Source organism: Azospirillum soli (assembly GCF_017876165.1).
In the GTDB taxonomy this organism is placed as follows: domain Bacteria; phylum Pseudomonadota; class Alphaproteobacteria; order Azospirillales; family Azospirillaceae; genus Azospirillum; species Azospirillum soli.
In genome coordinates this window covers 181,751-195,175 of sequence record NZ_JAGINQ010000004.1, presented here as the reverse complement: position 1 = coordinate 195,175, position 13,425 = coordinate 181,751, and the positions used below count along the sequence as shown (strand labels likewise).

Genomic DNA, 13,425 nt, shown 5'->3' with positions numbered 1-13,425 from the left:
CTGAAAGGACCGGCGTCGGGGGACGCCGCAGGCGGTTACGGGTTACTGAAACGTCCCCCGCGAGATGACGGAGTACCGATGAGCAAGTCCAGCAGCGGCGATTCGAAGAACACGCTCTACTGCTCCTTCTGCGGCAAGAGCCAGCACGAGGTCCGCAAGCTGATTGCCGGTCCGACGGTGTTCATCTGCGATGAATGCGTCGAGCTGTGCATGGACATCATTCGCGAGGAGAACAAGACGACCCTCGTGAAGTCCCGCGACGGCGTGCCGACCCCGCGCGACATCCATACGGTGCTGGACGATTACGTGATCGGCCAGGACCACGCCAAGCGCGTCCTGTCGGTCGCGGTGCACAACCACTACAAGCGGTTGGCGCACGGCACCAAGCACAACGACGTCGAACTGGCGAAGTCCAACATCCTGCTGATCGGCCCGACCGGCTGCGGCAAGACGCTGCTCGCCCAGACGCTGGCGCGAATCATCGACGTGCCCTTCACCATGGCCGACGCCACGACCCTGACCGAGGCGGGCTATGTCGGTGAGGACGTCGAGAACATCATCCTGAAGCTCCTGCAGGCCGCCGACTACAATGTCGAGCGCGCGCAGCGCGGCATCGTCTACATCGACGAGGTCGATAAGATCAGCCGCAAGTCCGACAACCCGTCGATCACCCGCGACGTGTCGGGCGAGGGCGTGCAGCAGGCCCTGTTGAAGATCATGGAAGGCACCGTCGCCTCCGTGCCCCCGCAGGGCGGCCGCAAGCACCCGCAGCAGGAGTTCCTGCAGGTCGACACGACCAACATCCTGTTCATCTGCGGCGGCGCCTTTGCCGGCCTGGACAAGATCATCGCCCAGCGCGGCAAGGGCACGAGCATCGGCTTCGGTGCCGACGTGCGCGGCCCGGACGAGCGCTCCACTGGCGACATCCTGCGCGAGGTCGAGCCGGAGGACCTGCTGAAGTTCGGCCTGATCCCCGAGTTCGTCGGCCGTCTGCCGGTCGTCGCGACTCTGGCCGACCTGGACGAGGCGGCGCTGGTCGAGATCCTGACCAAGCCGAAGAACGCGCTCGTCAAGCAGTACCAGCGCCTGTTCGAGATGGAGGACGTCCGTCTGGAGTTCTCCGACGACGCGTTGCGCCAGATCTCCCACAAGGCGATCCAGCGCAGGACCGGCGCGCGCGGTCTGCGGTCCATCATGGAGGCGATTCTCCTCGACCCCATGTTCGATCTGCCGGGCCTCAGTGGCGTGGAGAGCATCCTCGTCAACAAGGAAGTGGTCGAGGGTCGCGCCAAGCCGCTGTATGTCCATTCCGAGCGGCGTGGCGAGCAGCAGGCCCCGGGAGCATAAGGTCGAAGCGTAGGAAGAGTGCATAAGACAGAGGCGGCGCAAAGGATGCCCAAATAACCGGCATCGGAACGCTTCTATCTTTTGTACGGTAATATCCAAAACGGGCGCGTGGAAACGCGCCCGTTTTGCTGTTTGCGGCGCATTTCTATGATTTCGGACCATTTCTGTGCCGAATCTTGGCGCGCAGCCACTTGAAGGGGGCGGGGGGCTGTGCCACGTTAGAAACGTGCCGGCTTTGCTCTCCGCGCTCATCCCCGAGGCGGGAGTTCCTCAGGCCCATCCCGGGCTGACGGCGTCCCTACCAAGAGGCCCAAACAATGTTCCAAATCCCCCGTGGTGTCCTCTATCCGGTCCTCCCGCTGCGCGACATCGTGGTCTTCCCCCACATGATCGTGCCGCTGTTCGTGGGCCGGGAGAAGTCCGTGCGCGCCCTGGAAGACGTGATGAAGGACGACAAGCAGATCCTTCTCGTCACCCAGAAGAACGCTGCGCAGGATGATCCGACCCCGGCCGACATCTACAGCGTCGGCACCGTCGGCACCGTGTTGCAGCTGCTGAAGCTGCCGGACGGGACGGTCAAGGTGCTGGTGGAGGGCGGCCAGCGCGCATCGATCACGAAGTTCGCCGAGAACGAAGATTTCTTCCAGGCTTATGCTGACCTCGTTGAAGAGAAGGTCGGGGAAGGGCAGGAGCTGGAAGCGCTCGGCCGGGCCGTGGTCTCGCAGTTCGAGCAGTACATCAAGCTGAACAAGAAGATCCCGCCGGAAGTGCTGGTCTCGATCAACCAGATCGAGGAGGCCGGCAAGCTGGCCGACACCGTGGCTTCGCACCTCGCGCTGAAGATTCCGGAGAAGCAGCAGCTTCTGGAATGCGCGACCGTGTCGGAGCGGCTGGAGCGGGTCTACGCCTTCATGGAAGGCGAGATCGGCGTGCTGCAGGTGGAAAAGCGCATCCGCAACCGCGTGAAGCGGCAGATGGAGAAGACCCAGCGCGAGTACTATCTGAACGAGCAGCTGAAGGCGATCCAGAAGGAACTCGGCGAGACCGAGGACGGCCGCGACGAGTCGGCCGAGCTGGAAGAGAAGATCAACAAGACCCGCTTCTCCAAGGAAGCGCGCGAAAAGGCTCTGGCCGAGCTGAAGAAGCTGCGCTCCATGAGCCCGATGTCGGCCGAGGCCACCGTCGTGCGCAACTATCTGGACTGGATGCTGTCCATTCCGTGGAAGAAGCGCACCAAGGTGAAGAAGGATCTGAAGCTGGCGCAGAAGATCCTCGACGCCGACCACTACGGCTTGGAGAAGGTCAAGGAGCGCATCCTTGAGTATCTCGCGGTCCAGAACCGCATGAACAAGGTGAAGGGTCCAATCCTCTGCCTCGTCGGTCCGCCCGGCGTCGGCAAGACCTCGCTCGGCAAGTCCATCGCCAAGTCCACGGGCCGCAACTTCGTCCGCATGTCGCTGGGCGGCGTGCGCGACGAGGCCGAGGTTCGCGGCCACCGCCGCACCTACATCGGTTCCATGCCCGGCAAGGTCATCCAGGGCATGAAGAAGGCGAAGTCATCGAACCCGCTGTTCCTGCTGGACGAGATCGACAAGCTGGGCGCCGACTGGCGCGGCGACCCGTCGTCGGCCCTGCTGGAGGTCCTGGATCCGGAGCAGAACGGCACCTTCAACGACCATTATCTGGAGGTCGATTACGATCTGTCGGACGTGATGTTCGTCTGCACGGCCAACACGATGCGCATGCCGCAGCCGCTGCTGGACCGTATGGAGATCATCCGTGTCGCCGGCTACACCGAAGACGAAAAGGTCGAGATCTCCAAGCGCCACCTGATCGAGAAGCAGGTTGAGGCGAATGGCCTGAAGAAGGGCGAGTTCGTCATCTCCGACGACGCGTTGCGCGACCTGATTCGCTACTACACCCGCGAAGCCGGCGTCCGCAGCCTGGAGCGTGAGATCGCCAACCTTTGCCGCAAGGCCGTGAAGGAGATCCTGATGAAGGGCTCCAACGGCGGCAAGGTCTCGATCACCCGCCGGAACCTCGACAAGTATGCCGGCGTCCGCCGGTTCCACTTCGGCGAGGCGGAACTGGAGGATCTGGTGGGCGTCACCACCGGTCTGGCCTGGACCGAAGTCGGAGGCGAACTGCTGTCGATCGAGGCCGTCGCGCTGCCGGGCAAGGGCCGCGTGACCACCACGGGCAAGCTGGGCGACGTGATGAAGGAGTCGGTCCAGGCGGCCGAGAGCTACGTCAAGTCGCGGGCGACCGCCTTTGGCATCAAGCCGACTCTGTTCGAGAAGCGGGACATCCACGTCCACGTTCCGGAGGGCGCGACCCCGAAGGACGGCCCCTCGGCCGGTGTGGCGATGATCACCTCGATCGTCTCCGTCCTGACCGGCATTCCGGTGCGCAAGGACGTGGCGATGACCGGCGAGATCACGCTGCGCGGACGGGTGCTCCCGATCGGCGGCCTGAAGGAGAAGCTGCTCGCCGCTCTGCGTGGCGGTCTGAAGCATGTGCTGATCCCGAAGGACAACGAAAAGGATCTGGCGGATATTCCGGACAACGTGAAGCGTGGTTTGGAAATCATCCCGGTCAGCACGGTGGACGATGTGTTGAAGCATGCCCTGGTTCGCGCGCTTGAGCCCATTGAATGGACTGAGCCGGAGGCGGTTGAACCTGCCGCCGCCAAGCCGCAGACCGATGCGACGGGTGAGGTTCTTCGTCACTAGTCCGAGTCGCACGGTCCTTGCCGCGTAAAAATGCGACTTTTGACCGCAGCGCCCGCCCGTCGGCAATTGACGGGCGGGCGTTGCTGTGCTTATCCTTTGCGCGCACAAAGTCGTGGGGCGGCTTTGTTCTACGTTTCTTTGTCGAATTGGGAAGGGGGATTAAGTGAACAAGAATGATCTCGTGGCGCATGTCGCCGATGCGGCGGGTTTGTCTAAAACTGACGCGACCAAGGCGGTCGACGCGGTTTTCGAAGGCATTGCCGACTCGCTGAAGAAGGGTGACGAAGTGCGCCTGGTGGGCTTCGGTACCTTCGCGGTGGCCGAGCGTGCCGCCAGCGAGGGCCGCAACCCGCGCACCGGCGAGAAGATCACCATCCCGGCGTCGAAGCAGCCGAAGTTCAAGCCGGGCAAGACCCTCAAGGACGGCTTGAACTGATCGGGCCTTCCAGGCCATAGTGCAGCCGGCCGGGGGTCTTCCCGGCCGGTTTTGTTTCTGCCGGTTTTTTGTATTGAGGCTCCGCGACATCGGAGCCGCGGCGCGGGCGATTAGCTCAGCGGTAGAGCGTCTCCTTTACACGGAGAGGGTCGGGGGTTCGATCCCCTCATCGCCCACCATTCCGCGCCGCCTTCACACCCCTCGACGCCGTTTGAAAAGCGGAATTGGGCTTGCCCGGCCGATTGCTGTGCTATCGTCAAATCCACGGCAACGCGCGGAATCGGGAGGAGCAAGTGATCGAGAACGACCGTCGGCTGGGGGACCGTATCCTGAGCGCGCTGGAACTGGCGCTTGAGCAGGAAAATCTCGAAGTCTCCGAACATCTCGCGAAGGCGCTGGAAGAAACGCTGACCCGGTTCGGTGGCGCCGGGGTGGAGGACCACCGCGACCTATCCGAGAACCTGCTGCTGGCTTTAGATCGGTTGGACCGCCTGCGCCGTCGCGAGTTGGCGCGTTGAGTTTTCAAAGCCGCGGACCCGTTCTTCAATTTCGTGATTGACAGCGTGAGGGCAGGGCGGCTAGAAACCGCCCACCATACGGCGGGGGCAAACAGCCCCGAAGGCGGATCGACCGCTCCGAAACGGTATTCGGAGTCGTCCTATTCCCTTCATCGCCGCATTGCGCGGGTGTAGCTCAGTTGGTTAGAGCGCCGGCCTGTCACGCCGGAGGCCGCGGGTTCAAGTCCCGTCACTCGCGCCATTTACTCTTCCCACATCAACATGCTTCTGCCTAATCGCCGGTCGCGGCTTCTGTGTTCGCTCTGCAGGATGTTCTGTTCTCCTTTTTAAAATGCTTGGTATTACCAAGGAGAGCGTCCTTTTAAATTGTGTGGTATTACCAAGGACATCCACCCCTTTCCGCAGAGTGGATTCATTGGCCGAAAGCGATTCAAACCGCTTTCCTTGCCCACGCACTCGTCATATATTCCGGCCCGTCTGATGGGCTAATCCAAGGCATTCCAGCCACGGCACCGCGCGGCGGCCGAATTCAATGGCCGTACCGGCGTTCGTGGCGTGGGCTCATGGGAGGAGCGCGGTGACCAATCCGCTGATCATTGAGTACCTTCCGATCCTGGTGTTCCTGCTGATCGGTATTGCGCTGGCCGTCGTCATGGTCGGGGCGTCCTACGTCATCAGCCCGAAGAACCCGGACGCGGAAAAGGTCTCCCCCTACGAATGCGGCTTCGAGCCGTTCGAGGACGCCCGCGCGAAGTTCGACGTGCGGTTCTATCTGGTCTCCATCCTGTTCATCATTTTCGACCTGGAAGTCGCCTTCCTGTTCCCGTGGGCGGTCGCCCTCGGCGACATCGGGCTGTTCGGCTTCTGGTCGATGATCGTGTTCCTCGGGATCCTGACCATCGGCTTCATTTATGAGTGGAAGAAAGGAGCTCTGGAATGGGAGTAGAGGCTGCCAAGCTGGCGCCGATTCCGCCCGGACCGGAACAGGACGCCTACCTCCGCGCGGTGACGGAGGAGATCCAGGAAAAGGGCTTCATCACGGCCAAGTATGAAGACGTCCTCGCCTGGGCCCGCACCGGCTCGCTGTGGCCGATGACCTTCGGTCTGGCCTGCTGCGCGGTGGAAATGATCCACGCCTACATGAGCCGGTACGACCTGGACCGCTTCGGCGTGATCCCGCGCCCCAGCCCGCGCCAGTCGGACTGCATGATCGTGGCCGGCACGCTGACCAACAAGATGGCCCCGGCACTCCGCAAGGTCTACGACCAGATGCCGGAACCGCGCTGGGTGATCTCGATGGGCTCCTGCGCCAACGGCGGCGGTTATTATCACTACTCGTACTCGGTGGTGCGCGGGTGTGACCGAATCGTCCCGGTCGACATCTACGTTCCGGGTTGCCCGCCGACGGCGGAAGCGCTCGTGTACGGCATCCTGCAGCTCCAGAAGAAGATCCGGCGCGGCAACCGCATCGCCCGCTGAGACAAGAATAAGGCAGGCCCTGGCCCATGTCCGAACAGGCGTTGAAGGAACTTGGGGACCACATCGCCGCGAAGCTTGGCGATGACGTCCTGACGGTCGAGCTGAAGCTCGGCGAACTGATGGTCACCGTGCGGCGGCCCTCGATTGTGAAGGCGCTGACCTTCCTGCGCGACGACACGACCTGCTCGTTCGAGCAGCTGATCGACGTCACCGCGGTGGACTGGCCGGAACGCGAGGAGCGGCTGGAGGTCGTCTACAACCTCCTCAGCTACAAGCACAACCGCCGCATCCGCGTGAAACTGACCACCGACGAGGACACGCCCGTGCCCTCCGCCGTGCCGGTCTACAACGCGGCCAACTGGTTCGAGCGCGAGACCTGGGACATGTACGGGGTCTTCTTCTCCGACCACCCGGACCTGCGGCGCATCCTCACCGACTACGGGTTCGAGGGCCATCCGTTCCGCAAGGACTTCCCGCTGACCGGCTATGTCGAGTGCCGCTACGACGAGGACCAGAAGCGCGTCGTCTACGAGCCGGTCCGCCTGACTCAGGACTTCCGTTCCTTCGACTTCCTGTCCCCCTGGGAAGGCATGACCAACGTCATGCTGCCCGGTGACGAGAAGGCCCAGGCCCCTGACACTGGGAGCAAGCCGTGACCATCGCCACGTCCGCACATCCCTCCGCCGGTCAGGCCGGCGGCAAGACCCAGATCAAGCCCTACACCATGAACTTCGGGCCGCAGCACCCTGCGGCCCACGGCGTGCTGCGCCTGGTGATGGAGCTGAACGGCGAGGTGGTCGAACGCTGCGATCCGCACATCGGCCTGCTGCACCGGGGCACCGAAAAGCTGATCGAGTACAAGACCTACATCCAGGCGATCCCCTATTTCGACCGCCTGGATTACGTCAGCCCGATGTGCATGGAGCACGCCTTTGTGCTCGGCATCGAGAACCTGCTGCAGATCAAGGCGCCGCTGCGCGCCCAGTACATCCGCGTGCTGTTCTCCGAGATCACGCGCATCCTCAACCATATCCTGTCGATCACGACCGGCGCTCTCGACGTCGGCGCGATCACGCCGGCTTTGTGGGGCTTTGAGGAACGCGAAATCCTCATGGAGTTCTACGAGCGCGTCTCCGGCGCTCGCCTGCACGCCAACTACTTCCGTCCGGGCGGCGTCGCTTGGGACCTGCCGGCCGGCCTCGTGGACGACATCTGGGAGTTCACCGAGCGATTCCCGAAGTTCTGCGACGACATCGACAACCTGCTGACCGAGAACCGGATCTTCAAGCAGCGCACGGTCGACATCGGCATCGTGACGAAGGAAGAGGCGTTCGACTGGGGCTTCACCGGCCCGATGCTGCGCGGTTCGGGCGTCGCCTGGGATCTGCGCAAGTCGCAGCCCTATGAGGTCTACGACCGCATGGACTTCGACGTGCCCGTCGGCCTGACCGGCGACTGCTGGGCGCGCTATCTCGTCCGCATGGAGGAGATGCGCCAGTCGAATCGCATCATCCGCCAGGTCCTGAAGGAACTGCCGGACGGTCCGGTGCGCGTCGAGGACCGCAAGGTCTCCCCGCCGCCGCGCGGCGAGATGAAGCGCTCGATGGAAGCGCTCATCCACCACTTCAAGCTCTTCACCGAGGGCTTCCACGTCCCGGCCGGCGAGACCTACACCGCCATCGAGGCGCCGAAGGGCGAGTTCGGCGTGTATCTGGTGTCCGACGGCACCAATAAGCCGTACCGGTGCAAGATTCGCGCGCCGGGCTTCGCCCATCTGCAGGGCCTGGATTTCATGTCGAAGGGCCACATGCTGGCCGACGCGGTGGCCAACATCGCGTCGATGGACATCGTGTTCGGAGAGATTGACCGATGAGCGCCCCGGCTCACGACCCGGCCATGGAGCCGGCGTCCTTCACCTTCACTCCGGAAAACCTGGAGCGGGCGAAGCAGATCATCGCCAAGTACCCGGAAGGCAAGCAGGCCAGCGCCTGCATGCCGCTGCTGGATCTGGCGCAGCGTCAGAACGCCGGCTGGCTGCCGCGCGCGGCCATGGACGCCGTCGCCGACCTGCTGTCGATGCCGCGCATCCGCGTGTACGAGGTCGCGACCTTCTACACGATGTACAACAAGACCCCGGTCGGTAAGCACGTCATCCAGGTCTGCACGACCACGCCGTGCTGGCTGCGCGGGTCGGACGACATCGTGCACACCTGCGAGAAGAAGCTGGGCATCTCGGTCGGCGAGACCACCGACGACGGCCAGTTCACGCTGCGCGAGGTCGAGTGCTCGGGCGCCTGCGTCAATGCGCCGGTCGTTCAGATCGGCGACGACTATTATGAAGACGTCAGCTCGGAGCACATGGAGAAGATCATCGACGCGCTGAAGCGCGGCGAGATCCCCAAGCATGGCTCTCAGATCGGCCGGCAGTCCTCCGAACCGGTGGGCGGTCCGACGACTCTGAAGGCGTTCACCACCGACACCCAGGCCGATTGAGGGGGATGCGATGCTTCGCGACGAGGACCGCATTTTCACCAACCTCTACGGTTTCCAGAGCTTTGGCCTGGAAGCCGCCAAGAAGCGCGGTGACTGGGACGGCACGAAGGCCATCATCGAGAAGGGCAAGGACTGGATCATCGAGCAGGTGAAGGAGTCCGGGCTGCGTGGACGCGGCGGCGCCGGCTTCTCCACCGGCATGAAGTGGTCCTTCATGCCGAAGAACGTGACCGACAAGCCCGTCTATCTGGTGATCAACGCCGACGAGGGCGAGCCCGGCACCTGCAAGGACCGCGACATCCTGCGCCACGATCCGCACAAGCTGATCGAGGGCTGCCTGATCGCCGGTTTCGCCATCGGTGCGAGCGCCTGCTACATCTACATCCGCGGCGAGTTCTACAACGAGGGCTCCAACGTCCAGCGCGCCATCGACGAGGCGTACGCGGCGGGGCTGATCGGCAAGAACGCCTGCGGCACCGGCTATGACTACGACATCTACATCCATCGCGGTGCGGGTGCCTACATCTGCGGCGAGGAGACGGCGCTCATCGAGTCCATTGAGGGCAAGAAGGGCCAGCCGCGCAACAAGCCGCCGTTCCCGGCCCAGGCGGGTCTCTACTCCTGCCCGACGACGGTGAACAACGTCGAATCGATCGCGGTGGTTCCCACCATTCTGCGCCGTGGCGCGGGCTGGTTCGCCGGTCTCGGCCGTCCGAAGAACACGGGCACCAAGCTCTTTTGCATCTCCGGCCACGTGAACAAGCCGTGCAACGTGGAAGAGGAGATGGGCATCCCGCTGAAGGAGCTGATCGAGAAGCACTGCGGCGGCGTGCGTGGCGGCTGGGACAACCTGCTGGCCATCATCCCCGGCGGCTCGTCGGTTCCGGTGCTGCCGAAGTCGATCTGCGACACCGTGCTGATGGACTTCGACAGCTTGCGCGAAGTGCGCTCGGGCCTCGGCACCGCTGCGGTGATCGTGATGGACAAGTCCACCGACATCGTGAAGGCCATCGCCCGCCTGTCGCAGTTCTACGCCCATGAGAGCTGCGGCCAGTGCACGCCGTGCCGCGAGGGCACCGGCTGGATGAGCCGCATCATGCAGCGCATGGTCACCGGCAACGCCCGTGTCGAGGAAATCGACATGCTGCTGGACGTGACCAAGCAGATCGAGGGTCACACCATCTGCGCGCTGGGCGACGCCGCCGCTTGGCCGATCCAGGGCCTGTTCCGGCACTTCCGGCCGGAGGTCGAGCGCCGCATCCTCGCCTACCGCAACGCCGCCCATTCGCTGGCGGCCGAGTAAGGAGCCCGGTTCCCATGCCGAAACTCACCATCGACGGGATCGAGATCGAAGTCGAGCCGGGCACCTCGATCCTGCAGGCCTGCGAACAGCTGGGCATCGAGATCCCGCGCTTCTGCTACCACGAGCGCCTCAGCGTGCCGGCCAACTGCCGCATGTGCCTCGTGGAAATGGAGCGGGCGCCGAAGCCGGTGGCCGCCTGCGCCATGCCCTGCGGCGACGGTATGGTCGTCAAGACCAACACCGATCTGGTCCACAAGGCCCGCAAGGGCGTCATGGAATTCCTGCTGATCAACCACCCGCTGGATTGCCCGATCTGCGACCAGGGCGGCGAGTGCGACCTGCAGGACCAGGCCATGGCCTATGGCTTCGACCGTGGCCGCTACGGCGAGAACAAGCGCGCGGTCAAGGACAAGTACATGGGTCCGTTGATCCGGACCGAGATGACGCGCTGCATCCACTGCACGCGCTGCATCCGCTTCATCAACGAGATCGCCGGCGTGCCGGACCTCGGCGCGGTGAACCGCGGCGAGCACATGGAAATCACGACCTTCGTCGAGAAGGCCATCGGGTCGGAGCTGTCGGGCAACCTTGCTGACGTCTGCCCGGTCGGTGCGCTGCTGTCCAAGCCCTACGCCTTCACGGCGCGTCCGTGGGAGCTGCGCAAGACCGAGACCATCGACGTCATGGACGCCGTTGGCTCGAACATCCGCGTGGACACCCGTGGCCCCGAGGTGATGCGCGTCCTGCCGCGCGTCAACGAGGATATTAACGAGGAGTGGATTTCGGATAAGACGCGCTTCGCCTATGACGGGTTGAAGCGCCAGCGTCTGGACCGCCCCTACGTCCGCAAGGACGGCAAGCTGCAGCCCGCAACCTGGGGCGAGGCCTTCCAGGCCATCGCCGCTAAGGTGAAGGGCGTGGCGGGCAACCGCATCGCCGCCATCGCCGGCGACCTCGTGGACGTCGAGTCCATGCTGGCGCTCAAGGAGCTGATGGCTGGCCTTGGTTCGGCCAACATCGACTGCCGCCAGGACGGCGCGGTGTTCGACACCTCGGCGCGCGCCGGCTACCTGTTCAACTCCGGCATCGCCGGGATCGAGCGGGCCGACGTGATCCTGCTGGTCGGCACCAACCCGCGCTGGGAAGGCACGATCGTCAACGCCCGCATCCGCAAGCGCTACCTGATGGGTGGCCTGAAGGTCGCGGTCGTCGGCGAGGCGAAGCCGCTGACCTACCCGTACACTCATCTCGGCACGGGGACGGACGTCCTGTCGCAGTTGGCCGACGGCAGCCATGCCTTCGCCGACGTGCTGAAGGGCGCCAAGAACCCGATGATCATCGTCGGCGCGGCCGCCTTCACGCGCAAGGACGGCATCGCCGTTCAGGCGGCGGCGCGCAAGATCGCCGAGGCCTACAACGTCGTTCAGGACAGCTGGAACGGCTTCAACGTCCTGCACAGCGCCGCGTCCCGCGTCGGTGGTCTGGAGATTGGCTTCCTGCCGAGCCAGGGCGGGCGCGACGTCGCCGGCATCCTGGACGGGGCAGGGAAGGGCGAAATCGACGTCGTCTATCTGTTGGGCGCCGACGAGATCGACACCGCCAAGCTCGGCAAGGCGTTCGTCATCTACCAGGGCCATCACGGCGACAAGGGCGCGCACCGCGCCGACGTCATCCTGCCGGGTGCCGCCTACACCGAAAAGAACGCGATCTACGTCAACACCGAAGGCCGTCCGCAGCTGGCGCGGCTCGCCACCTTCCCGCCCGGCGAGGCGCGGGAGGACTGGAAGATCCTGCGCGCGCTGTCCGAACAGCTCGGCCACAAGCTGCCGTACGACAGCCTGACCCAGCTGCGTCAGCGCCTCGTCGCGGTGAACCCGATCTTCGCGAAGATCGGCTCGGTCACTCCGGCCGCCTGGGCGCCGTTCGGCACCGTCGGCGCGCTGGACCCGGCGCCCTTCGTGTCGCCGGTCGCGAACTTCTACATGACCGACCCGATCAGCCGCGCCTCGGTGACGATGGCCCGCTGCACGGAGACGCTCGTCAACCCCGGCGCCGAGGCCGCTCAGGAGAGGACCGGTACCAATGGCTGAGTTCTGGAGCGGCTTCCTGCTGCCGCTGATCATCATCGTCCTCAAGATCCTGGCGATCGTCGTGCCTCTGCTCGTCGCCGTGGCCTTCATGACCTACGCCGAGCGCAAGATCATGGGCGCCATGCAGCTGCGCCAGGGTCCGAACATCGTCGGCCCCTTCGGCTTGCTGCAGCCTTTCGCGGACGGCTTGAAGCTGTTTGCCAAGGAGCAGATCCTGCCGGCCGGCGCCAACCGCATCGTGTTCTACGTGGCGCCGATGCTGACTTTCTTCCTGGCGCTGGTCGCCTGGGCGGTCATTCCCTTCGACTACGGGCTGGTGCTGGCCGACATCAATGTCGGTATCCTGTACCTCTTCGCGATCTCGTCGCTGGGCGTGTACGGCATCGTGATGGCGGGCTGGGCTTCGAACTCCCGCTACGCCTTCCTCGGCGCGCTCCGTTCGGCGGCGCAGATGGTGTCCTACGAGGTCTCCATGGGCCTCGTCATCATCACGGTGCTGCTGTGCGTCGGTTCGCTGAACCTGACGAAGATCGTCGAGGCGCAGGAGACCATCTGGTTCGCCATTCCGCTGCTGCCGATGTTCGTGATCTTCTTCATCTCGGCGCTGGCGGAGACCAACCGTTCGCCCTTCGACCTGCCGGAAGGCGAGTCGGAGCTGGTCGCGGGCTTCATGGTCGAATACAGCTCGGCCCCCTTCGCGCTCTTCTTCCTTGGCGAATACGCCAACATGATCCTGATGAGCGCGATGACCAGCATCCTGTTCCTGGGTGGCTGGCTGCCTCCGCTGCCGTTCGCGCCCTTCACCTGGATCCCCGGCCCGATCTGGTTCGCCCTGAAGATCGCCTTCTGCCTGTTCGTGTACGTCTGGGTCCGCGCGACCATGCCGCGCTACCGCTACGACCAGCTGATGCGTCTGGGCTGGAAGGTGTTCCTTCCGTTCTCGCTGCTGTGGGTCGTCCTGACGGCCGGCGTGCTGGTGACGTTCGGGTGGCTGCCGAAGTAAGCGACCAATCGTCGAGATTTTAAG

12 protein-coding genes and 2 tRNA genes are annotated in these 13,425 nt (G+C 64.2%); all 14 read left to right on the top strand.

Annotated features, from left to right (window positions below; genetic code table 11):
• Window positions 1–78: 78 nt before the first annotated feature.
• The 14 genes from clpX to nuoH all read left to right on the top strand — a co-directional run bounded on the left by clpX (window position 79) and on the right by nuoH (window position 13,401).
• Window positions 79–1,347: an ATP-dependent Clp protease ATP-binding subunit ClpX gene (gene clpX / locus J2852_RS08595; protein WP_209873879.1), complete on the top strand. Its 1,269-nt coding sequence runs from the start codon at window positions 79–81 to the stop codon at window positions 1,345–1,347.
• A gap of 317 nt (window positions 1,348–1,664) precedes the next feature.
• A complete protein-coding gene (gene lon / locus J2852_RS08590) occupies window positions 1,665–4,079 on the top strand; it encodes an endopeptidase La (protein WP_209873876.1) in 2,415 nt (804 codons plus the stop codon).
• A 163-nt stretch (window positions 4,080–4,242) separates the two neighbouring features.
• Window positions 4,243–4,515 carry an HU family DNA-binding protein gene (locus J2852_RS08585; protein WP_209873875.1) on the top strand — a complete coding sequence of 91 codons (273 nt, stop codon included), beginning with the start codon at window positions 4,243–4,245 and terminating at the stop codon, window positions 4,513–4,515.
• A gap of 104 nt (window positions 4,516–4,619) precedes the next feature.
• Window positions 4,620–4,694: transfer RNA gene (locus tag J2852_RS08580), tRNA-Val, on the top strand.
• Between the two features lie 114 nt (window positions 4,695–4,808).
• Window positions 4,809–5,033 (top strand): hypothetical protein, encoded by a 225-nt coding sequence (locus tag J2852_RS08575; protein WP_209873873.1) that lies wholly within the window; start codon window positions 4,809–4,811, stop codon window positions 5,031–5,033.
• Window positions 5,034–5,197: 164 nt separating this feature from the next.
• Window positions 5,198–5,274, top strand: a tRNA-Asp gene (locus J2852_RS08570).
• 336 nt (window positions 5,275–5,610) lie between these two features.
• Complete coding sequence (locus J2852_RS08565; protein WP_209873871.1) at window positions 5,611–5,979, top strand: NADH-quinone oxidoreductase subunit A; 369 nt, start codon at window positions 5,611–5,613, stop codon at window positions 5,977–5,979.
• The gene (locus tag J2852_RS08560; RefSeq protein ID WP_014240121.1) at window positions 5,970–6,512 is read left to right on the top strand and encodes a NuoB/complex I 20 kDa subunit family protein; all 543 of its coding nucleotides are present in this window, start codon (window positions 5,970–5,972) and stop codon (window positions 6,510–6,512) included. Before J2852_RS08565 ends, J2852_RS08560 begins: the two co-directional genes overlap by 10 nt.
• Before the next feature lie 26 nt (window positions 6,513–6,538).
• Entirely contained in the window at window positions 6,539–7,168 is a 630-nt protein-coding gene (locus J2852_RS08555; RefSeq protein ID WP_209873869.1) for an NADH-quinone oxidoreductase subunit C, read from the top strand.
• A gap of 68 nt (window positions 7,169–7,236) precedes the next feature.
• Entirely contained in the window at window positions 7,237–8,385 is a 1,149-nt protein-coding gene (locus tag J2852_RS08550; protein WP_211112168.1) for an NADH-quinone oxidoreductase subunit D, read from the top strand.
• Complete coding sequence (gene nuoE, locus J2852_RS08545) at window positions 8,382–9,005, top strand: NADH-quinone oxidoreductase subunit NuoE (RefSeq protein WP_209873863.1); 624 nt, start codon at window positions 8,382–8,384, stop codon at window positions 9,003–9,005. Before J2852_RS08550 ends, nuoE begins: the two co-directional genes overlap by 4 nt.
• Before the next feature lie 10 nt (window positions 9,006–9,015).
• A complete protein-coding gene (nuoF, locus tag J2852_RS08540; RefSeq protein WP_209873859.1) occupies window positions 9,016–10,308 on the top strand; it encodes an NADH-quinone oxidoreductase subunit NuoF in 1,293 nt (430 codons plus the stop codon).
• Window positions 10,309–10,322: 14 nt separating this feature from the next.
• On the top strand, window positions 10,323–12,398 hold the full coding sequence (gene nuoG / locus J2852_RS08535) for an NADH-quinone oxidoreductase subunit NuoG (RefSeq protein ID WP_209873857.1): 2,076 nt from the start codon (window positions 10,323–10,325) through the stop codon (window positions 12,396–12,398).
• Entirely contained in the window at window positions 12,391–13,401 is a 1,011-nt protein-coding gene (gene nuoH / locus J2852_RS08530; RefSeq protein ID WP_209873855.1) for an NADH-quinone oxidoreductase subunit NuoH, read from the top strand. The genes nuoG and nuoH overlap by 8 nt, the downstream gene beginning before the upstream one ends.
• The last annotated feature ends 24 nt before the right edge of the window (window positions 13,402–13,425 follow it).